This is a genomic window from Belnapia moabensis DSM 16746 (assembly GCF_000745835.1).
Classification (GTDB): domain Bacteria; phylum Pseudomonadota; class Alphaproteobacteria; order Acetobacterales; family Acetobacteraceae; genus Belnapia; species Belnapia moabensis.
Genome location: NZ_JQKB01000033.1, coordinates 1 through 20860, shown reverse-complemented (window position 1 = coordinate 20860; position 20860 = coordinate 1). Strand labels below are relative to the sequence as shown.

The following is a 20860-nucleotide window of genomic DNA, read 5'->3' as shown; positions in this document are numbered from 1 at the left end:
CCCATGACGACCCGCATCGAAATCCGGCATCCCGAGAAGGTTCATCGACCCGATAACCCGATCCAGCGGAAACCGAGCTGGATCCGGGTGAAGGCGCCGACGCATCCGATCTATCACGAGACCCGGGCGCTGATGCGGGACCAGAAGCTGGTCACGGTCTGCGAGGAGGCGGCCTGCCCGAATATCGGCGAGTGCTGGTCGCAGCGCCACGCCACCATGATGATCATGGGCGAGACCTGCACCCGGGCCTGCGCCTTCTGCAACGTGGCGACGGGGCTGCCGAAGGCGCTCGATGCGGATGAGCCGCGACGCGTGGGCGAGGCGGTGGCAACGCTCGGGCTGCGGCATGTGGTGATCACCAGCGTCGATCGGGACGACCTGAAGGATGGCGGGGCCAGGCATTTCGCCGAGACCATCCGGGCGATCCGGGCGGCGACGCCGGAGACGACCATCGAGGTTCTGACGCCGGACTTCCTCAGGAAAGACGGGTCGTTGGAGGTGGTGGTCGAGGCGCGGCCGGATGTCTTCAACCACAACCTGGAGACGGTGCCGAAGCTCTATCCGAATATCCGGCCGGGAGGGCGGTACTACCACTCGCTCCGGCTGCTGGACGGGGTGAAGCGGCTGGACCCCACGATCTTCACCAAGTCGGGGCTGATGGTCGGGCTCGGGGAGGAGCGGATCGAGGTGCTGCAGGTCATGGACGACATGCGGAGCGCCGAGGTCGATTTCCTGACCATCGGGCAGTACCTCCAGCCGAGCGTGAAGCATGCGGCGGTGGACCGTTTCGTGACGCCGGACGAATTCGAGGATTATGCGCGGATGGCGCGGTCCAAAGGCTTCCTCCTGGTCTCGGCGACGCCGCTGACCCGCAGCAGCTATCATGCGGATCGCGATTTCGCGGCGCTGCGGACGGCGCGCGAGAGGCAGCTTGCCATGGCGCCGGGCGGCGCCACCTAAGGCCCATGCCGACCCATGCCGAGAAGCGCGTGCTGCGCTACACCCCGGAGCAGCTCTTCGCGCTTGTCGCGGATGTGCGGCGCTACCCCGAATTCCTGCCCTGGTGCGTGGGCGCGCGGGTGATCTCGCAGGCCGAGGACAAGCTGATCGCCGACCTGACCATCGGCTTCAAGCTGTTCCGTGAGACCTTTCGCAGCGAGGTCCAGCTGGAGCGGCCGCACGACATCCATGTGCGGTACCTGAACGGGCCCTTCCGCTACCTGAACAACCACTGGAAGTTCGTGCCGCATCCGCATGGCACGCAGGTGGAGTTCTTCGTCGATTTCGAGTTCCGCTCGCGGCTGTTGCAAGCGGTGATCGGCACCGTGTTCAACGAGGCGGTGCGGCTGATGGTTCGGTCCTTCGAGCGGCGGGCGATGCAGCTCTACGGGCGGCCGAACGGCACGCCGAGCCCGGTGCCGGCGGCCTGACCGATCAGCGAGGCTGATCGGGCGCATCAGGCGTTTGTGCTGGCGCCGGATGGGGCGGGTGCGGCAGGCTCGGCGCCATGACCTACATCCTCTATGGCGACAAGGGGTCGGGCTCGGCCCCGGTGGAGATGGCGCTGGCGGAGATCGGGGCGCCTGTCGAGCTGCGCGCGGTGCCGCTCGAGGGCGACCATCAGCTCGCCGAGCAGTACCGACGGATCAATCCCATGGGGCGTGTGCCGACGCTGATCGTGCCGGATGGGACGGTAGTGACGGAGAGCCTCGCCATCCTGCTGACCCTGGCGGATCGGCATCCCGAAGCCGGGTTGTTGCCGGCGGCGGGGGATGCGGGGCGGGCCATCGCGCTGCGCTGGATGGCGCTGGTGGCGGGCGAGTTCTATCCCTGCGTCACGCGGGGGGATTACCCGGAGCGGTTCAGTGCCGATCCGGCCCATGCGCCGGCGATCAGGGCGCGGGCCTTCGAGATGGGGCGGGACATCTGGCGGCTGATCGAGGCGCGGATCGAGCCGGCGCCTTGGCTGCTGGGGGAGCGGTTCTCGGTGGCCGACCTCTACCTCGCCTTCCTGTCGCGCTGGATGGGCGGGAGGGAATGGACGCCGGCCAACTGCCCGAAGGTGGAGAGCATCGCCCGGGCGGTCGCGGCGCGGCCGCGGGCGGGGCCGGTCTGGGCGAAGCATATCTGACGCCGTGGGGGGTGTTGCCAGGGCGGCCGGGCGGTCGCAGGTTCGGCGCCTCTGATAGGGATTCCCGCCATGGTCCATGCCCCCGCCCGTCCGCCCGCCGGTGCTCCGCCGGTGCGCATCAACCTCTATTCCGACACCCAGACCCGGCCGGGCCCGGCGATGAAGGAGGCGATGATGCGCGCCGAGGTCGGTGACGAGCAGCATGGCGACGACCCGACCGTGCATGCGCTCTGCGACCGGATGGCGGAGCTGATGGGGAAGGAGGCGGCGATCTACCTGCCGTCGGGGACGATGTGCAACGTCATCGCCATCCTGACGCATTGCGGCAAGGGCGACGAGGTCATCGCCCATGAGACGAGCCACATCCTCCACAGCGAGGGCGGCACCCATGCGGCGCTGACCGGGGTGCAGATCCTGCCGCTGAAGGGGGAGCGAGGGCAGTTCAGCGCGGATGACGTGCGGGCGGTGATCCGGCCGAAGACGCGCTATGCGCCGCCGCAGCGGCTGCTGGAGGTGGAGCAGACGGCGAATATCGGCGGCGGGACGGTCTGGCCGCTAGCGCAGCTCAATGCCGTCGCCGAGGTGGCGCATGAGCAGGGGTGGTCCACGCATATGGACGGGGCGCGGCTGATGAATGCCTGCGTCGCGGCCGGGATCTCGGCCAAGGAGATGGTGGCGCAGTATGACAGCGTCTGGCTCGACTTCACCAAGGGACTGGGCGCGCCGCTCGGGGCGGTGCTGTGCGGGACGGACGAGTTCATCGGCCGGGCCTGGCGGTGGAAGCAGCGGCTCGGAGGCTCCATGCGGCAGGCGGGCATCTGCGCGGCGGCCTGCCTCTATGCGCTCGACCACAATGTGGAGCGGCTGGCGGAGGACCATGCCAATGCGAAGGCGCTGGCGCGGGGGCTGCGGCAGATCGAGGGCGTCGTGGTGGAGGAGCCGGATACCAACCTGGTCTTCTTCGACATCAAGGGGACGGGGCTGACGGTGGAGGCGCTGCAGGCGCGGCTGGCGCTTCAGGGCATCGCGGTGAGCGGGCTCGGCGGGCGGGTGCGGGCCTGCACCCATCTCGATGTGTCGGCGCCGATGATCGAGGAGGCGGTGGCGGCGATCCGCGAGGCGGTGGCCCGCTGAGGCGGGCGGCGACCGGCGCCAGGGCGGAGTTTGCCGGACGGCAGGCCGAGGCGGTGGCGGAGGCGGCGCTTACCGCCTCCGGCTGGCAGGTGCTCGGGCGGCGGGTGCGGACGCCAGCCGGCGAGATCGACTTGGTCGCCGAGCGGGAGGGGATGCTCGCCTTCATCGAGGTGAAGGCGCGGCCGAGCCTCATCGAGGCCGCCGGTGCGCTCGGGCGGCGGCAGCGGGAGAGGCTGCTGCGGGCCGGGGAGTGCTGGCTGGCCGAGCATCCCGGACATGGGGCGGCGGGGGTGCGGTTCGACCTGCTGCTGGTGGGGGCGGACGGGACGGTGCGGCGGATCGCGGATGCGTTCCGGCTGGAATAGCTACCCGGCCAGCGTCCGGGCCAGGGCAAGGACTTCGGCCACCGTCGCGGCGCGGACCGCCGTACGGTCGCCGGGAAAGACGCGGCGGATCGCCAGAGTCGGGCCGTCGCGGCGGGCGGCGGCCATGTGGACGAGGCCCGTCGGCTTGCCGGGGGTCGCGCCGCCGGGGCCGGCGATGCCGGTGCAGCTGACGGCGATGCCGGTGCCGCTCGCGCGCAGGGCGCCTTCGGCCATGCGGCGGGCGACGGAGTCGCTGACGGCGCCGTAGCCTTCGATCACGCCGATCGGGATGCCGAGCATCGCGGCCTTCGCCTCATTGGAATAGGTGACGTAGCCGCAGGTCACCACCGAGGAGGAGCCGGGGATGGCGGTGAGCGCGGCCGCGATGAGGCCGCCGGTGCAGCTCTCGGCTGTGGCCAGCGTCAGGTGGCGGGCCCCGAGCAGGGCGAGGAGGTCGCGGGCGGCGTCGAGGGTGGATTGGGACAGCATCAGAGGGGAAGCTCCGGCCAGGCGAGGCGTAGCAGCAGCAGGAGCGCGGCGGCCATCGCCCCGGCCATGACATCGTCCAGCATGATGCCGAAGGGGCCGTGCTGGCGATCGGCCCAGCCGACGGGGCCGGGCTTCAGCACATCGAAGAGCCGGAAGAGCAGGAAGGCAAGCAGGATCCCCCAGCCGGTCGGAGTGGGGGGCAGGGCGGCCAATGCGAGGAGCTGGCCGGCGCCCTCGTCGATCACCACCCAACCGGGATCGGCCTGGCGGTCGGTGGCGAGCAGGCGGTCGATGGCCCAGAGGCCGAGCAGGGTCAGCAGCAGGGCCACCGCCAGGCACCAGGCGGGGCCGAGGAGGGCGATGGGCAGGACGAGGGCGGAGCCCCAGCTTCCGGGTGCCGGGCGGAGCAGGCCGATGCCGCCCATGGTGGCGACGAGGCGCAGCGGCGTCATCTTCAACCGAGTTCGGCCAGCCAGCGGTCGATGGCGGTGAGGCTGGCGGGCTCGATCAGCGTCCGGGCGTGGCCGATGCCGGGGAGGGAGACGAACGCCATCTCCGGCCTCGCCTCGCGCATGCGGCGTGCCGTCTCAGCGGAGAGGATGGTGCTGGCTTCGCCGTGGATCAGCAGGAGCGGGATCTCCGGGAGGCCGTGGAAGAGGGGCCAGAGCTCGGTGGGGCCGGCCTCGCGTGGCATCGCCTGGAGGATGCGGGTGTCCCAGCGGGGGTGGAGGCGGCCGTCCGGGCCGCTTGCATAGGTGGTTTCGGCGACGGCACGCCAGCCGGCCTCGGGGATGCCTAAGGGAGGAAGGGTCTGGCGGAGGAAGGCGGCGGCCTCCTCGATGCTGGCGAAGGCGGGGTCGCGGCCGATGAAGGCGCGGACTTCCTCGATACCAGTGGGTTCGATGCGGGGGCCGGTGTCGTTCAGGGCGAGGGCGGCGAGCGCGCCGGGGCGCAGGACGCCGAGCGCCGTGCCGAGGATGCCGCCGAAGCTGGTGCCGAGAAGGGCGACGCGGTGGAGGTGAAGGGCGGCGAGGGCATCCATCAGGTCGCGGATGGCCATCTCCACGCGGTAGCGGGCGGGGTCGGCGGCGCGGCCGCTCTCGCCATGGCCGGCATAGTCGAGCGCCACGACGCGGCGGCGGCCGCGGTGGCGGAGGGCGACGCCGGTGAAGTCGAGCGCCGTGCGGGCAATCCCCGGCAGGCAGAGCAGTGGGACGGCGCGCGGGTCGCCGGGCCATTCCAGGGCGGAGAGGCGGAGGCCGTCGCGGGCGCTGAAGGCGATGCGGCGCGGCAGCGCACTCACGTGGCGAGCCAGCGCGTCATCGAGTGCGGCAAGCCGGAGGCTGCGGGGTCGCGGGCGCGGTAGATGGCCATGTTCTCGATCACCCGCTGCACATAGTTGCGGGTCTCGCCGAAGGGAATGAGCTCCATCCAATCGAGCATGGCGATGGAGCCGCCGCGCGGGTCGCCGAAGGTGCCGAGCCATTCGTCCACCCGGCCGGGGCCGGCATTGTAGCCGGCGATGGCGTAGGGGAGGGTGCCGGCGAAGCGGTCCAGCAACTGCGAGAGGTAGCCGGCGCCGAGGCGCATGTTGGTCGCAGGGTCGGTGGTCAGCATGCCGACGGCATAGGGGATGGAGAGGCGGCGGGCCACCGCCTGGGCGGTGCTGGGAAGGAGCTGCATCAGCCCGCGGGCATTGGCGGAGGAGACGGCCTCCGTGTCGAAATTACTCTCCTGGCGGGTGATGGCGAAGGTCAGGGCGGGTTCCGGCCCGTCGGCGGGGGCGGGGTAGGGAGTGGGCCAGCCATCGGCGAGGAGCATCAGGCCGGAGGCGCCGGCGCGGCGGGCGATCCAGACGGCATGGTCGGGGCGGCCGATGCGGGTGGCCAGTTGGGCGGCCAGCACCCGTTCGGCGGGGTCGGTGGCGGTTTCCTCGAGGCGGAGGAGAAAGGTGCGGGCACGGCGGGTCTCGCCGATATCGGCCAATGCCAGGACGAGGCGGGCCATCTCCTTGGCGGCGAAGCCGGTCATCAGGTCGGCGGAGGCGGTGGGGACCGGCGTGCGGGCGATGCGGGCGGAGAGGGCGGCGCCGTCCTCGCCCAGGGCGAGGGCCGCGAGCTGGCCGTAGAAGGCGACGGGGAACTCGGCCGCCGCCGCGTAGCGCTGGCGGGCCGAGGCGGCGTCGCCGCGGGCGGCGAGGGCGCGACCCTGCCAGTAGAGGGCGCGGGCGCGGGTGATGACGCTGCGGCTGCCCTCGGCGAGCAGGGTGAAGTGGCGTTCGGCGGAGGCGGCGTCGTCGAGGCGACGGAGGGCGATGAAGCCGGCGAGGAATTCTGCCTCCTGGCGGGGCTCGCCGGGGACTTCGAGGCCGTGGCGGGAGGCGACGGCGTAGGCGGTGCGGGCGTCACCGAGGCGGATCAGCTTGCGGGCGAGGAGCTGGCGCTCGGGCCAGGCGGCGCGGGCGACCTCGGGCGAGGGGGCGGGGCTGGTTGCCCAGCAGGCGGCGGCCTCGGCGTCGCGGTCGCGGCGGCGGAGCCAGCGGGCGCGCTCGAAGGCCAGCGCCGGGTCGGAGGCGGCGGCGGTGGCCAAGGCGGGCAGGTCGGCATCGGCGCTGTCGGCGGCGTAGGCGAGGCGGGCGGCGGCGATGCTCTGACGGGCCGGGTCGAGGTAAGCCAGGGTGCGGCCGGCGGCGGCGGCCTCACGAGCGAGGGCTAGGCGGTCGAAGCGCTGCCAGTGGTGCTCGGGCGTCAGGCTGGCGGCGTTGCGGTCGAGATAGGCGGGCTCGGCCATCGGGTCGGCCGGGGCCTCCTGCCAGCCGATGCGGATGACCTTCGCAGCCTCCTCGGTGCGGCCGGCGCGGGCGAGGGCATCGGCCAGGCGCTGGTAGCCGTCGAGGGTGCGGGGGGCGCGGGCGGCGAAGTATTCGGCGGCGAGGGTGTCGTTGGGGTCGGTGGCCAGCGCCTCCTCGGCGCGGCGGGATAGGGCGTCCTGCGCCGGCCAGCCGGGGTTGGATAGGGCGAAGGCCGCGATCTCCTGGGCGGTGGCGGCGCTCGTGCGCGATTGCAGGCGCATCCAGGTGACGAGCTTGCGGATCAGCGGGTCGGCGGACTGGGCGGCGGCATCGGCCTCGGCCCAGCGCTGGTTGTTGGCAAAGGCGATGGCCTGGCGTCCGGCGGAGCGGGCGGATTCCGCGGAGCCGGGACCGACAGGCTGGGCCTGGACGCCGCGTGGCAGGGCGAGAGCGAGCGGGAGGGCGAAGCCAAGGGGGAGGACGGTGCGGCGGCGCATCGGTGCGGTGTACCCTAAATCGGCATGCGGTGTCCCATAGGTGAACTAACGGTTTCCGAAGCCGTTCCGACTGGCCATCCGAGCGCAGGTCGAGCCTGTTGCCACCGGCGGCTTTGGTTTAAGGTCGCCGGCTTGCCGAAGGAGGAAACGGGTCATGTTCAGGGGATCGATGGTCGCGCTGATCTCGCCGATGCGGAGCGATGGATCCCTGGACGAGAAAGCCTTCCAGGAGCTGGTGGAGTGGCAGATCGCCGAGGGCACCGAGGGGCTTGTGCCGGTCGGCACCACGGGCGAGAGCCCCACTCTGAGCCATGCCGAGCACAAGCGGTTGGTCGAGCTCTGCGTCGAGGTGGCGCGGGGGCGGGTGCCGGTGATCGCCGGCGCGGGGAGCAACAGCACCGCGGAGGCCGTGGACTTCGTGAAGCACGCGAAGGCGGCCGGGGCGGATGCGACGCTGGTCGTCACGCCCTACTACAACAAGCCGACGCAGGAGGGGCTGTACCTCCACTTCAAGGCGCTGGCGGATGCCGCCGACTTGCCGCTCTTCATCTACAACATTCCGCCGCGCAGCGTGATCGACATGAGCGTCGAGACCATGGCGCGGCTGGCGAAGCACCCGAACATCGTCGGCGTGAAGGATGCGACCGCCAATCTGGCGCGGCCGCTGCACACGCGCCGGGCCTGCGGCGAGGACTTCATCCAGCTCTCGGGCGAGGATCATACGGCGTTGTCCTTCAACGCGGCCGGCGGGCATGGCTGCATCAGCGTCACCGCCAATGTGGCCCCCCGGCTCTGCGCCGAGATGCAGAAGGCCTGGCGCGAGGGGCGGGTGGCGGAGGCCATCGGCATCCAGGACCGGCTGGTGCCGCTGCACGATGCACTCTTCGCCGAAACCTCGCCGGGGCCGGTGAAGTATGCGGCCAGCCTGCTCGGCAAGGGCACCGACCATTGCCGGCTGCCGATGGCGCCGGTCTCCGAGCCGGTGCGGAAGCGGGTGCGCGAGGCCATGGTATCGGTGGGGCTGCTTAACTAAGTATCAGCTCATGGCAGAAAAGAAGACGAAGAAGGGGCTGATCTCGCACGGCATCGCCTCGCAGAACCGGCGGGCGCGCTACGACTACACGATCGGCGAGACGATCGAGGCCGGGCTGGCGCTGGTCGGGCCGGAGGTGAAATCCCTCCGGGCCGGGCGGGCGACGCTCAGCGAGGCCTGGGCGGGCGAGCGCGACGGCGAGATGTGGCTGTTCAACTGCACCATCCCGGAATGGCAGGCGGGGAGCACCGTCGCGCGCTTCGAGCCGACGCGGCCGCGCAAGCTCCTGCTGCACCGGAAGCAGGTGCAGGAGCTGATCGGCAATATCGCGCGCGAGGGCGCGACCATCGTGCCGATGCAGATCCACTTCAACGAGAAGGGCCGTGCCAAGGTGCTGCTCGGCGTGGCCGAGGGGCGCAAGAAGCACGACAAGCGGCATGCCATCGCCGAGCGCGACTGGGCGCGGGACAAGGCAAGGCTGATGCGGGCAAGGGGGTGAACGGCGACCTAATGACCGCGGAGGCTAGGCACGCCATTATTAGCCATTAATTCCTTCTCGTGTTTGAAAAAACGGCGGCATTACTTTTTGGGGGCAGCACTGCAAATCTGGTCGGCGTAGTTGGTAAACATGGCTCTTTTGGACGCGGCTTCATACTTCGCTGGGACGGCTTTTTCCAATTCGTCTTTCCTGGGAGGTTGGAAGCCCGCCGAGCATGTGGCCACAGTATCGAACACTTGATATGACCAGAATAGCACTCCACCCACCGCAATAACGGCAACAATGGGAGCGCCGGCACCGGTGCTGCTGGCGAAAGCGATGAGAGGCAGCAATTCAAAAGCCTCGACCGTTGCAACGGCCAGAGAAACCAGTGCTATTCCACATTCCAATCCTTTTGCATCATTCATTTTTGCAGAAAGATTCGCGGCATCGAGCGCCTTCTTGAGCGAGTAGATGGCGATGTCTTTCGGCTTCAATTTTCCTCTCGATGCGGCATCCCAAATCAAATCCACCGTCGAATTCAGATAGTTAGCGATGAAAACTGCAAGATCTGGAGGGAGAGCCTTTCCGGTGCTTTCGGCGTACTTCTCACTTGCTATTTTAAGCGCTTCGGACACATAGGAACTGCTTATCTTTCTCCCGCTCCATTTAGTTGCTGCGCTTTGCAAGGCCATCTCACGCCCCCTGACCACAGATTAAGTTGCGATACGATACCGGGAAGGCTTGCTGCTCACTCATAATGCGCGTTCAAGTGATTCTCCCTAGTAGCTCCATCATCTTGTTGCGCGGTGAACAGTATTCTGCCGGTTTCAGGCTTTCGCCAGCCTGCGGATGGCGTTGGCCATGGGGCGCTTGCCCTCGCCCATATAGCCCTCGTGGTATTCCTCGATCCGGGCGGGGTCGTAGAGGTAGTTGACCATGAGGCCGGCGCTCTCGCGCATCCCCTTGTCGGAGGTGTCGCCGCGCCAGTTCAACCGCTCGATCCGTGCGCCGTTGGAGAGGTGGAAATGCTCCACCGGGTCGCGCGCGCGCTTCGGGTTCCGGGTGGAGGCGGCCTGGACCAGGTAGGTGGCGCAGAGGCGGGTCAGCACCGGCTCCAACAGCTTCGCCAGGCCCTCGTCGCGCTGCCAGCCGCGGCGGGCGAGGATGCGGGCAAGGGTCTGGGCGGGCGTCTCCGGCACATGCGAGGGGGCGCTGGTGGTGGCGGCGCCGCCCTCGGCCGGGGCGGGGAGGGCGAGCATCGCCGGGGCGGCGGCGCGGAGGGCGGCCAGCTCCTCATCCGTCACGAGGCCGGCTTCGCCCTCGGCGATGCGTTCGTGCAGCCAGCGGCTGAAGCCGGGGATGGGGGAGAGGGTGGAGAAGGTCTTCAGCCCCTTCAGCTCCGCGCCGAGCAGCGCCACCACGCGCTTGATGAGGAAATTGCCGAAGCTGATGCCGTCCAGCCCGCGCTGGCAGTTGTTGATTGAGTAGAAAATGGCGGTGTCGGCCTGCGCCGGGTCGAGCACGGGGGCCTTCTCGTCGAGCAGCTTCTGCACGCTGCCGGCGAGGCCCTTCACCAGCGCCACCTCGACGAAGATCAGCGGCTCCTCCGGCATGCGGGGGTGGAAGAAGGCGTAGCAGCGGCGGTCGGAGTCGAGCCGGTTCTTCAGGTCGCGCCAGGTGCGGATGCGGTGCACCGCCTCGTAGCTGACGAGCTTCTCGAGCAGGGCGGCGGGGCTGTTCCAGTCGATGCGGCGGAGCTCGAGGAAGCCGACATCGAACCAGCTGGCGAGCAGGCCGCGCAGGTCGCTCTCCAGCGCGCCGAGGACCGGGTCGCCATCCATCAGCCGCAGCAGCTCGCCGCGCAGGTCGACGAGGAACTTCACCCCGTCGGGGATGGTGGTGAACTGGGTCAGCAGGCGCAGCCGCGGCGGCTCCAGCGCGCGGCGGAGGCGGGCCTTGGCGCTGGCGCGCTCGGCGGCGTCGGCGGCGGCCTGGACGCGCTCCATGGCGGCGCGGACGGCGGCCTCGTCGCTGTCGAAGCCGGCGAGGGTGCGGAGGAAGCCGATGCGGCCCGGTGCGTCGAGGCCGAGATAGGCCTGGGCCAGCTTGGCGGCGCGGTTGCGGGCGGAGACCTCGCCGCCGCGGTCGTCCAGGCAGGCGCGCATCTGCTCGGCGATGCCCTCCGACTCGGCGCCGGTGACACGGTCCGCCATGTCGCGCCAAAGGCTGGTGACGCGGCGGAGGGCGCGGTCGAAAAGGCCGGCTTGTTCCAGGACTTCGGACATCGGGTGGTCCTTCGGCGAGGCGTAATGAAATCCCAGGTAATATAGCGGGAGCAAGCGGATTCCGTCAGGTCTGGCGGGTTGCCTCCGCTGCGGCTGGCAGCAGAGTGATGAGGTCCTCGGCGAGCAGGCCGGGGCCGTGGCGGCGGGCGGCCTCGCCCTGCAGCCAGGCGCCGGCGGCGGCGGCCTCGAAGGCGGTCATGCCCTGGGCGAGGAGCGCGGCGATGGTGCCGGCGAGGACGTCGCCGGTGCCGCCGGTGGCGAGGCTGGGCGGGGCGTTGTGGTTGATGATGGTGCGGCCGTCGGGGGCGGCGATGACGGTGTCGGCGCCTTTCAGCAGGACCACGGCGCCCGTCCGGGCGGCGGCGTGGCGGGCGGCTTCGGGCTTGTCTGGGCCGATCGGGCCGAAGACGCGGGCGAACTCGCCGGCATGCGGGGTGAGGATGGTGGCGCCGTGCAGCAGTTCCGATGCGTCGGCGGCGGCGCCGAGGGCGCCGGCATCGGCGACGAGCTGGCGGCCGGCCTCGATCACCTGGCGGAGGGCGGTGCGGGTAGCGTCGTCGGGTTCGAGGCCGGGGCCGATGAGCCAGGCGGCGCGGCGGGGGTCGGCGAGGAGCGACTCGATCGTGGCTTCGGTGACGAGGCTGCCGGGCTCAGTGGTGCGGTAGAGGGTGGCGGCGGTGGCGTCGGGGGCGCGGAGGGTGACGAGGCCGGCGCCGGCCCGGTGCGCGGCGCCGGCGGCGAGGCGGGCGGCGCCGGTCATGGCCGCGCCGGCGAGGATCGTCAGGTGGCCGCGGGTGTATTTGTGCGAGGCGGCGTCGAGACCGGGGAGGCGCCAGAGGCCGGGGCCGTTACGCCATGTCCTCGGGGCGATATCGGCGAGGACGGAGGTGGGGAGGCCGATATCGGCCAGCAGGGTCTCGCCGCATAGGGTTCGGCCGGGCAGCAGGAGGTGGCCGGGCTTGAGGCGGAAGAAAGTGACGGTCAGCGCCGCCTGGGGCGCGTAGCCCATCGTCTGGCCGGTGGCGCCGTCGAGGCCGGAGGGGGTGTCCACGGCGAGGATCGGGGCGCGGCAGGCGGAGAGCACCTTCGCCGCCAGGCCGTCGACCTGGCGGGTGAGGCCGGCGCCGAAGACCGCGTCGATGACGAGGCCGGCGCGGGCCGCTTCGGCTTCCGAGAAGGGGGCGAGGGGGCCGTGCCAGCGGGCGGCCATCGCCGCGGCGTCGCTGCCGGGGCGGGGCGGGGCGAGGGGGGCGACGGCGACGGGCCAGCCGGCCTGCTCCAGAATGCGCGCGGCGACATAGCCGTCGCCGCCATTGTTGCCGGGACCGGCCAGGACGAGGGTGCGGCAGGGGCGGAAGCGGCGGCGGGCTGCGAGTGCGATGGCGCGGCCGGCGGCTTCCATCAGGCGGAGGGTGGAGATGGTCGATGCCGCCAGCGCATCGGCGCGGGCCATCTCGGTGGGAGTCAGCAATTCCGGGGTGGGGTCTGGGGGCATCGATCCGCGCTCCGTCTGAACCGGCAGGGCTCCTATGCGTCCTGACGGGACAGATTTCCGAAGGAGGGGAGAATGCCCCGCATCTCACTGTCTGCCGTCATCGCGCCGCTGCTGGTGGTGATCACCCTGGCGCTGGGCTTCCACAAGCTGACCGCGGGGAAGCCGGAGGCGCCGCCGCCGCCGAACACAGCCGCCTACCGGGAGGCGACGGGTGCCGGGACGGCGCCGGTGCAGCCGCCGGCGACGAATACGCAGACCGGCGGCTAAAGCCGCGGCAGGATGGCGGCGACGACGGATTCGAACATCTCCGTCGTCAGCCGCCGGGTCGAGGTGTTGTAGCGGCTGACATGGTAGCTGTCGGCCAGCAGCAGGCCGCCCGGCAGCGGATGCAGGGCGCCATGGGCGAAGCGCGTTGCGCTGCGCTTCAGGCCGAGGGCGCGCAGGCAGGCGTCATGCGCCAGGACGCCGAGGGCGAGGATCACGCGCAGCTGAGGCATCGCCGCGATCTCGCCGGCGAGGAAGCCGTTGCAGGCGCGGATCTCGGCGGGTTGGGGCAGGTTGGCGGGCGGGACGCAGCGGACGGCGTTGGTGACGCGGCAGCCGGTGAGCGTCAGGCCATCGTCAGGGCGCTCCAGGTAGGTGCCTTCGGCGAGGCCGTATTTCAGCAGGGTAGCGTAGAGCAGCCTTCCGGCATGGTCGCCGGTGAAGGGGCGGCCGGTGCGGTTGGCGCCGCGCTGCCCGGGCGCCATGCCGAGCACCATCAACCCGGACCCGCGCGGGCCCCAGGAGGGGACGGGGGCGTTGTGCCAGTCCAGGAAGGCGGCGCGGTTCGCCTCGCGGAGGGCCACGAGGCGGGGACAGAGCGGGCAGTCGCGATCCGGCTGGGGTGCCGGATCGGTCATTCCGGCAGGTCCGGGCTCTCGCGGAAGGGCTCGGCGGGGGTTGCGCGGACCGGGGCAAGCTTGGGCGAGGAGCCGCCCACGGTACCAGCCTGGCGCTGGCGGGGCTCCACCTGGCGGCGGGTGATGTGCTCGGCGAGCTCGGAGAGGTCGATGAAGGCGTCGGCCTGGCGGCGCAGCTCGTCGGCGATCATTGCCGGCTGGGTGCGGATGGAGGAGATGACGGTGACGCGGACGCCGCGGCGCTGCACCGCCTCGACCAGGCGGCGGAGGTCGCCATCGCCCGAGAAGATGACGACGTGGTCGAGATGCGGGGCGAGGTCGAGCACGTCGACGGCCATCTCGATATCGACGCTGCCCTTGACGCGGCGGCGGCCGGTGGCGTCGGTAAATTCCTTCGCGGGCTTGGTGACGACGGAATAGCCGTTGTAGCCGAGCCAGTCGACGAGGGGGCGGAGCGGGGAGTATTCCTCGGTCTCGAGCAGGGCGGTGTAGTAATAGGCGCGGATGAGGTAGGCCTGCCTGCGGAAATGCGCCAGCAGGTTCTTGTAGTCCACGTCGAAGCCGAGGGTACGCGAAGCGGCATAGAGATTGGCCCCGTCGATGAAGACGGCGAGGCGTTCGATCCGGTCGGGCTGCAAGGTCGTTGCTTTCGAAATATGGGTCGCGCCAGTCTGCGCGCGTGTATTGTAGGTGAACATTGCAGGTGGTTAAGCGACAAAGCGCGGCACTCATCGCCATTGGCGCGAATTTGCCTGGATATGGCGGAATTACACCATTCGAGACGTGTCGCGCGGCCGCCGCTGCGCTCGATGGGTTGTGCGGGATGCGGGTGGCTGCCGTCTCACGCTGGTACGAGACCGTGCCGGTGCCGCCGGTACCGGGCGTGCCGCGCTACGTCAACGGCGTTGCGCAGCTGGTGGGCGAGGGAGTGGACCCGGCGGCGCTGCTCGCCGCCTTGCAGGGGCTGGAGGAGCGGGCGGGGCGGCAGCGGCCCTTTCCGAATGCGCCGCGGACGCTCGACCTCGACATCGTGGCGATCGACGACGTGTTGCGGGCGGCGCCGGACCCGGTGCTGCCGCATCCGCGCGCGCATCTGAGGCGCTTCGTCCTGCAGCCGCTGGCCGATGTCGCTCCGGGCTGGGTGCATCCCTCGCTCGGGTTGACGGTGCAGGCGCTGCTGGCGGGGCTACCCGAGGAGGATCTTCCGGTGGCGATCGGGGAGTGAGCGGCGCGTGGCGCTTGCGGAAAAGGGGCGGCGTGTCTATCTGGAGGGTTCATCCGCGCTGCCCCCATGGGGGCGGCCGATTAAGCTCATGAGGCCGAGATGGCGCGCGTCACCGTCGAAGACTGCATCCTTCAGATCCCGAACCGGTTCGAGCTGGTGCTCACCGCCGCGCAGCGGGCCCGCAACATCGGCCGCGGCGAGGAGCTGACCCTCGAGCGCGAGAATGACAAGAACACGGTCGTCGCGCTGCGCGAGATCGCTGACCAGACCATCGACCTGTCCTCGGTCGAGGCGGACCTGATCAAGTCGCTGCAGCGCGCGCCGGAGCCGGAGCCGGCGGAGGAGGAGGTTCTCGACCTCATCGCCACCGACGAGAACATCTTCGGCGTCATGGACGTCAACGAGGAGCTGCCGGCCGATGGCGCCGGGCTCGAGGAGATGTCGCCGGACGACCTGGAGGCCGCGATCGCCGCCGAGCTGGGCGGCGGCCGGCGCTGAGGCCGGCGCCTTGACCGAGCGCGACACCGGGCCCCTCTCCGCCCCGGTGCCGCGCGCCCCCGAGGGCCCGGCCACCGGAACCGCCCCCGTTGCCAATCCCGCCTTGCCGCCCGGCTATGCCGAGGCGGCGGTGCTCGCCGAGCGGGTCTTCGCCTATGACCCGAGGGCCGATATCGGCCTCATCACCCGCGCCGGGCAGGTCGCCGCCGAGGCGCATGCGGCGCAGAAGCGGGAGAATGGCGAGCCCTACATCATCCATCCGCTCGCGGTCGCCGGCATCCTGGCCGACTACCGGCTCGACAGCGCGACCATCGCCACGGCCCTGCTGCACGACGTCGCCGAGGATACGGCGGTCGGGCTGAAGGAGATCGAGCGGCGCTTCGGTGCCGAGGTGGCGCGGCTGGTGGACGGCGTCACCAAGCTGACGCGGATCGAGCTGCAATCGGAGCGGACCAAACAGGCGGAGAACCTCCGCAAGCTGGTGCTGGCGATGAGCGAGGACATCCGCGTCCTGCTCGTGAAGCTCGCCGATCGGCTGCACAACATGCGGACGCTGCACTTCGTCCCGCAGTTGGCGCGGCGGCAGAAGACGGCGCGCGAGACGCTGGAGATTTTCGCGCCGCTCGCCGAGCGCATCGGCATGGACGCGCTCAAGACGGAGATGGAGACGCTCGCCTTCCAGGCGCTCCACCCGGAGGCGCGGCAGACCATCGCGGCGCGGCTCACCTTCCTCCGCGGCCAGGGCGCCGACCTGATCCGCGAAATCGAGCAGGACCTGAGGCGCGTGCTGGCGAAGCACGGCGTGCAGGCGCTCGACGTCATGGGGCGGGAGAAGTCGCCCTATTCCATCTGGCTAAAGATGCAGAAGAAGAACGTGGCCTTCGAGGCGCTCTCGGATGTCATGGCCTTCCGCGTCATCGTCGATGACCGCAACGCCTGCTACATGGCGCTCGGCGCGGTGCACGACGCCTATCGCGTCGTCCCCGGGCGCTTCAAGGACTACATTTCGACGCCGAAGACCAACGGCTACCAGTCGCTGCACACGGGCGTCACGGTGCCGGAGCGGCGCAATGCCAAGATCGAGGTGCAGATCCGCACGCGGGAGATGCATGAGGTCGCCGAGTATGGCGTCGCGGCGCATTGGATCTACAAGCAGGGGCCGGAGACGGCGGGCGCCGGCACCACGCGCAAGCGCTATCCCTGGGTGCGGGCGCTGCTAGACATCCTCGAGAATGCCGAGGGCGTGCAGGAATTCCTCGACGACACCAAGCTCGAGCTGCACCGGGAGCTGGTCTTCTGCTTCTCGCCGAAGGGCGACCTGATCGAGCTGCCGCGTGGCGCGACGCCCGTCGATTTCGCCTATGAGGTGCATAGCCAGGTCGGCGACACCTGCGTCGGGGCCAAGGTCAACGGCAAGATCGTGCCGCTGCGGCACATGCTGGAGAATGGCGACCAGGTCGAGATCATCACCGCCCGGGGCGGGCAGCCGAACCCGGCCTGGGAGCGCTTCGTCGTCACCGGCAAGGCGAGGGCGCGTATCCGCCGCTTCGTGCATGCGCGGCAGCGGGAGGAGAACCAAGAGAGCGGGCGGGCGGCCATCACCAAGGCCTTCCGGCAGGAGGGGCTGGATTTCTCCGAGAAGCTGCTGGAAGGGGCGCTGAAGGCGCTGAAGCAGCCGGGGTTGCCGGAACTCTACCTGCTGGTCGGCTCGGGCTCGCTCTCGGCGCGGGAGGTGGTACAGGCGGCGGTGCCGGAGCTGCGGACGCCGCCGCGCATCGCCGACCCGTTGCCGCTGGCGCGGCCGCGGGGGCGGCTGGGCGCGGGGCCGATGCTCGGGCGCCCGGGGCCGGGGCCGGGGGCGGGGCGCGGGGCGGCGCTGGCGCCGGCGGGAATGCCGGTGACGGGGCTCGTCAGCGGTATGCCCTACCATTTCGCCGGTTGCTGCCATCCTTTGCCGGGCGAGCGCATCCTCGGCATCGTCACCACCGGCAAGGGGGTGACGATCCATGCCGCGGATTGCCCGAGCCTGCAGAATTTCGCGGCCGCGCCGGAGCGCTTCCTCGATATCGATTGGGAGGAGGGGGCGGTCGGGCACCATGTCGGGCGGATCATCGTCGAGACGCGGAACAAGCCCTCCGCGCTGGCGGCGCTGACCGAGACGGTGGCGCAGCAGGACGGGGCGCTGGCCGGGCTGAAGGTCAATCACCGTGACCCGGAGAGCTGCGAGATCGCGCTCGACGTGGAGGTGCGGGACCTCCGCCACCTGGAGCGGATCATGGGGGCGTTGCGGGCGCCGGCGGACAATCTTCGGGTGGAGCGGGCGCGCGGATGATCCTTGGCCTCGGCAACGATGTCGTCGATATCCGGCGCATCGAGCAGAGCATCGCGCGCTTCGGCGAGCGCTTCCTCGAGCGGGTCTTCACCGAGACGGAGCGCGCGAAGGCGGAGCGGAGGACGGAGAAGATCCGCGCCAGCACCTATGCCAAGCGCTTCGCGGCGAAGGAGGCGGCCTCCAAGGCGCTGGGGACGGGGTTCCGGGCGGGGGTGTTCCTGCGCGACCTCGGCGTGGTCAACCTGCCGAGCGGGCAGCCGACGCTCCGCATGACGGGAGGGGCGGCGGAGCGGCTGGCGCGGATGACGCCGCCCGGACACCGGGCGGAGGTGGCGCTGACGATGACGGATGAATATCCGTATGCCAGCGCGGTGGTGATCATCTCGGCGGTCAGGATGTAACCGACCGAGTTGCCTTTTGCCTCAACTTTGAAATTCTGAGACACGATATTTACAGGCCGATATTTTTACGTAATGGTCCGGATGCGGTAGGGTGTAGTCCGGAGACAATAGCACTATGGCAGTTTTTACCGGCACTACGAGCAATGACAGCCTGACGGGGGGTGCCGGCAATGACACCCTACTCGGCCTTGCCGGCAACGACACGCTCTCGGGCAGCGGCGGGGCGGACAGCCTGGACGGCGGCTCAGGCATGGATAGCCTGTCGGGTGGCCTCGGCAACGACACGTTGCTCGGTGGTGACGACAATGACTCGCTGACGGGCGATGCCGGTGACGATTCGCTCGATGGCGGAGCGGGGAGCGACTATCTTTACGACAGTGCCGGCACGAATACCCTGCGTGGCGGTGATGGCAACGACGTCATTTCTGGCTATTCATCGGGCGGCCTGCTCGATGGCGGGGCCGGGAACGACAGCATCTATGCCGGCTCCTATGCCAGCACCATCCTCGGCGGCGACGGCGACGACAGCATCACCCTCGGCGGTTCTGCAACCAGCGTCATCACGACCGGGCTCGGGCGTGACACGATCATGCTGCCAAGCAGCTTCTTGAGCCCTCCGGTCCTAGGTGGCGGCACGGCTCCAGCGCCCATCGTCGTCAACGACTTCACGCTCGGCACCCTCGGTGACAAGCTCGACTTCACGCAGCTGCTGAGCGGCTTCAACATCGCCGGCTACGACGGCAGCAACCCGTTCGGCAGCGCCGGATACCTCCGCCTGCGCCAGGACGGTGCCGACACCGTCATCGACCTCGACTACAATGGCGGCGCCAACAGCTTTGCCGAACTGGTCCGCCTCAAGAGCGTCACCACCACAAGCCTCACCGCCGACAATCTAGGGTTCGACCCAGGCGGCGGTACGACGCCTGGCCAGATGCTCACCGGCACCGCCGGCAATGACAGCCTGACGGGGGGTGCCGGCAATGACACCCTGCTCGGCCTCGCCGGCAACGACACGCTGACTAGTGGAGCGGGTGACGATTCCCTCAGTGGCGGGGAGGGAGACGATTTAGTCATCGCAGGCCTGGGCATCGATACAGTTGCCGGCGGCGTTGGCTTCAATGCTGTCGACCACAGGCTGCTCAATACCGGTTCCGTCAATATCGTGCTTAGCGCGCTGGGAATTGGCTTGTTTGGCTTAGGGAACGCCACCGTCACAAAGGGCGTAGATGGCACAGACACAATCGTCGACGTCAACGAGTACCGAGGCACTGCAGGTGCCGACAGGCTGACCGGATCGGCGGCATCCTATAGCTGGAGCACGCTACGTCTTCATGGCGGTGCCGGGAATGATACTATCGAGGGCAAAGGCTCAACTTTCAACCAGGCCAGCTACTTCACAGCGACAACAGCCGCCTATGTCGACTTGAGCACCGGTTTCGCGCAGGATGGTCAAGGTGGAACAGATACGCTGATCAATGTCCGTAATGTACTGAGTTCGAACTATAACGATACGCTGTACGGAAGTGCGTTTGCAGACACCGTATCGTTGCAGGCACTGGGTAGCCATTTCGTGGATGGCCGGGGGGGCGCCAATACGGTTACCTACCGTGGTACCGACAGCGTCACCATCGATCTTGGCGCTAGTCTCGCAGCGCCCGGCGGGTATGGCGGCTGGCAGGGAAGCATCGTCAAGACGGCCGGCGCGGACACGCTGTATAACATGCGCGGAGCTATTGGCGGCGGAGGCGACGACACGGTTCGTGGTACCCCCGACGATGACACTCTTGGCGGTGGTCAGGGCAACAACGTCATCGACGGCCGTGGTGGCATGAACACGGTTACTTTCGGTGCTTACCAGGGCGCTGCCCCGACTCATGGCGTCATCGCCAATCTTTCCCTTGGGACCGTCGTCAATTCGTGGGACGGCACCGATGCGCTGTTCAACATCCAGAACGCCTTCGGGAGCCAGTTCGACGATCGGATTACCGGCCTGGCCCTGGCTGGGACACGAACGCTTCTACGTGGCGGTGGCGGCAACGATACGCTAGTCGCCGGCACGGCCGATACCTTGATCACCGCCAACTACAGCAACTCGCTCAGCGGCGTCAAAGTCGACCTGGCACAGCAGAGGACGCTGGACGATGGCTGGTTCGGCGGCAACGACACGCTAGTCAACATCCAGTCGGTCATTGGCTCTTCCTTTGGCGACTCGATTCGTGGCGGAGCGAGAGCCGATTGGCTGACCGGCGGCACCGGTAACGACACCATTGGCGGCGGAAGCGGGAATGACACAATCAATGGCGATGACGGCATCGACGTCTTGGTAATGGACCTGCCGCGCGGGTTGCTGAATTTCAGTGCGAGCAACATTGCTGGCAGCAGCGTCACCTCTTCGACCGGCGTCGCCTACACACCATCATCGTTCAGCGGCACGCTGGTGCGTGGCAGCGAAGTGGACAGCTTCAGCGGCATCGAGAACATCCAGTTCACGGATGGCCGCCTGGTCTTCGACCCGGGCGATGCGATCGGGCAGGTGGCACGGATGTATCTGGCCGCGCTCGGCCGGCCGGCGGACACGCTCGGGCTGAATGCCTGGGCCAACTACGTCCAGCAAGGCCACTCGATCAGCGAGCTGGCCGGCGCCTTCGTCTCCAGCAGCGAGTTCAATGCCCGCTACCCCTCGGTCAGCAATGCCGGCTTCGTCACGCTGCTCTACCAGAACACCCTCGGGCGCAATCCGGACCAGGGCGGGCTCGACGCCTGGACGAACTACATGAATGCCGGCCATGGCAAGGTCGAGT

The 20860-nt window shown here is 69.4% G+C and carries 22 protein-coding genes; 13 read left to right on the top strand and 9 right to left on the bottom strand.

The window, feature by feature from the left end:
* Positions 1 to 3: 3 nt before the first annotated feature.
* From lipA to EP26_RS18380, 5 genes are all read left to right on the top strand, one after another.
* Complete coding sequence (gene lipA, locus EP26_RS18400) at positions 4 to 960, top strand: lipoyl synthase (protein WP_043340750.1); 957 nt, start codon at positions 4 to 6, stop codon at positions 958 to 960.
* 5 nt (positions 961 to 965) lie between these two features.
* Positions 966 to 1430 (top strand): type II toxin-antitoxin system RatA family toxin, encoded by a 465-nt coding sequence (locus EP26_RS18395; protein WP_043340749.1) that lies wholly within the window; start codon positions 966 to 968, stop codon positions 1428 to 1430.
* A gap of 77 nt (positions 1431 to 1507) precedes the next feature.
* Complete coding sequence (locus EP26_RS18390; protein WP_043340748.1) at positions 1508 to 2131, top strand: glutathione S-transferase family protein; 624 nt, start codon at positions 1508 to 1510, stop codon at positions 2129 to 2131.
* A 69-nt stretch (positions 2132 to 2200) separates the two neighbouring features.
* Entirely contained in the window at positions 2201 to 3265 is a 1065-nt protein-coding gene (locus EP26_RS18385; protein WP_043340747.1) for a threonine aldolase family protein, read from the top strand.
* Between the two features lie 53 nt (positions 3266 to 3318).
* Positions 3319 to 3630 (top strand): YraN family protein, encoded by a 312-nt coding sequence (locus tag EP26_RS18380; protein WP_245624445.1) that lies wholly within the window; start codon positions 3319 to 3321, stop codon positions 3628 to 3630.
* On the opposite strand, the gene EP26_RS18375 is transcribed toward EP26_RS18380, so the two are convergent.
* Genes EP26_RS18375 through EP26_RS18360 form a run of 4 tightly spaced genes read right to left on the bottom strand, consistent with a single transcriptional unit; the run spans position 3631 to position 7407 of the window.
* Entirely contained in the window at positions 3631 to 4119 is a 489-nt protein-coding gene (locus EP26_RS18375) for a CinA family protein (RefSeq protein WP_052389355.1), read from the bottom strand.
* The gene (locus EP26_RS18370; protein WP_043340746.1) at positions 4119 to 4571 is read right to left on the bottom strand and encodes a phosphatidylglycerophosphatase A family protein; all 453 of its coding nucleotides are present in this window, start codon (positions 4569 to 4571) and stop codon (positions 4119 to 4121) included. Before EP26_RS18370 ends, EP26_RS18375 begins: the two co-directional genes overlap by 1 nt.
* A 2-nt stretch (positions 4572 to 4573) precedes the next feature.
* On the bottom strand, positions 4574 to 5422 hold the full coding sequence (locus tag EP26_RS18365; protein WP_052389354.1) for an alpha/beta fold hydrolase: 849 nt from the start codon (positions 5420 to 5422) through the stop codon (positions 4574 to 4576).
* Positions 5419 to 7407: a lytic transglycosylase domain-containing protein gene (locus EP26_RS18360; protein WP_043340745.1), complete on the bottom strand. Its 1989-nt coding sequence runs from the start codon at positions 7405 to 7407 to the stop codon at positions 5419 to 5421. Before EP26_RS18360 ends, EP26_RS18365 begins: the two co-directional genes overlap by 4 nt.
* Positions 7408 to 7561: 154 nt before the next feature.
* On the opposite strand from EP26_RS18360, the gene dapA reads away from it, so the two are divergent.
* Both dapA and smpB read left to right on the top strand, forming a co-directional pair.
* Complete coding sequence (gene dapA, locus EP26_RS18355; RefSeq protein ID WP_043340744.1) at positions 7562 to 8440, top strand: 4-hydroxy-tetrahydrodipicolinate synthase; 879 nt, start codon at positions 7562 to 7564, stop codon at positions 8438 to 8440.
* Positions 8441 to 8450: 10 nt separating this feature from the next.
* A complete protein-coding gene (gene smpB, locus EP26_RS18350; RefSeq protein WP_043340743.1) occupies positions 8451 to 8939 on the top strand; it encodes an SsrA-binding protein SmpB in 489 nt (162 codons plus the stop codon).
* 80 nt (positions 8940 to 9019) lie between these two features.
* Here smpB and EP26_RS34970 read toward each other — a convergent pair whose 3' ends face one another.
* The 3 genes from EP26_RS34970 to EP26_RS18340 all read right to left on the bottom strand — a co-directional run bounded on the left by EP26_RS34970 (position 9020) and on the right by EP26_RS18340 (position 12701).
* Entirely contained in the window at positions 9020 to 9613 is a 594-nt protein-coding gene (locus EP26_RS34970; protein WP_157033613.1) for a hypothetical protein, read from the bottom strand.
* Between the two features lie 135 nt (positions 9614 to 9748).
* The gene (locus tag EP26_RS18345; RefSeq protein WP_043340742.1) at positions 9749 to 11206 is read right to left on the bottom strand and encodes a malonyl-CoA decarboxylase; all 1458 of its coding nucleotides are present in this window, start codon (positions 11204 to 11206) and stop codon (positions 9749 to 9751) included.
* Positions 11207 to 11270: 64 nt separating this feature from the next.
* On the bottom strand, positions 11271 to 12701 hold the full coding sequence (locus EP26_RS18340) for a bifunctional ADP-dependent NAD(P)H-hydrate dehydratase/NAD(P)H-hydrate epimerase (RefSeq protein WP_043340741.1): 1431 nt from the start codon (positions 12699 to 12701) through the stop codon (positions 11271 to 11273).
* Positions 12702 to 12773: 72 nt separating this feature from the next.
* Here EP26_RS18340 and EP26_RS18335 point away from each other — a divergent pair, with 72 nt between their 5' ends.
* Positions 12774 to 12968 (top strand): hypothetical protein, encoded by a 195-nt coding sequence (locus EP26_RS18335; RefSeq protein ID WP_043340740.1) that lies wholly within the window; start codon positions 12774 to 12776, stop codon positions 12966 to 12968.
* On the opposite strand, the gene EP26_RS18330 is transcribed toward EP26_RS18335, so the two are convergent.
* Both EP26_RS18330 and EP26_RS18325 read right to left on the bottom strand, forming a co-directional pair.
* A complete protein-coding gene (locus EP26_RS18330; RefSeq protein ID WP_043340737.1) occupies positions 12965 to 13603 on the bottom strand; it encodes a uracil-DNA glycosylase in 639 nt (212 codons plus the stop codon). The two genes, EP26_RS18335 and EP26_RS18330, sit on opposite strands and share 4 nt — an antisense overlap.
* Positions 13600 to 14241: a LabA-like NYN domain-containing protein gene (locus EP26_RS18325; protein WP_043340802.1), complete on the bottom strand. Its 642-nt coding sequence runs from the start codon at positions 14239 to 14241 to the stop codon at positions 13600 to 13602. The genes EP26_RS18330 and EP26_RS18325 overlap by 4 nt, the downstream gene beginning before the upstream one ends.
* 65 nt (positions 14242 to 14306) lie before the next feature.
* On the opposite strand from EP26_RS18325, the gene folK reads away from it, so the two are divergent.
* The 5 genes from folK to EP26_RS18300 form a co-directional block, all read left to right on the top strand.
* Complete coding sequence (folK, locus tag EP26_RS18320) at positions 14307 to 14828, top strand: 2-amino-4-hydroxy-6-hydroxymethyldihydropteridine diphosphokinase (RefSeq protein ID WP_043340800.1); 522 nt, start codon at positions 14307 to 14309, stop codon at positions 14826 to 14828.
* Positions 14829 to 14927: 99 nt separating this feature from the next.
* The gene (gene rpoZ, locus EP26_RS18315) at positions 14928 to 15326 is read left to right on the top strand and encodes a DNA-directed RNA polymerase subunit omega (RefSeq protein WP_043340735.1); all 399 of its coding nucleotides are present in this window, start codon (positions 14928 to 14930) and stop codon (positions 15324 to 15326) included.
* 10 nt (positions 15327 to 15336) lie between these two features.
* A complete protein-coding gene (locus tag EP26_RS18310) occupies positions 15337 to 17658 on the top strand; it encodes a RelA/SpoT family protein (protein ID WP_408735104.1) in 2322 nt (773 codons plus the stop codon).
* The gene (gene acpS, locus EP26_RS18305; RefSeq protein ID WP_043340733.1) at positions 17655 to 18059 is read left to right on the top strand and encodes a holo-ACP synthase; all 405 of its coding nucleotides are present in this window, start codon (positions 17655 to 17657) and stop codon (positions 18057 to 18059) included. The genes EP26_RS18310 and acpS overlap by 4 nt, the downstream gene beginning before the upstream one ends.
* A gap of 115 nt (positions 18060 to 18174) precedes the next feature.
* Positions 18175 to 20860: DUF4214 domain-containing protein (locus EP26_RS18300; RefSeq protein WP_043340732.1), on the top strand; the 2686-nt coding region annotated here is incomplete at its 3' end.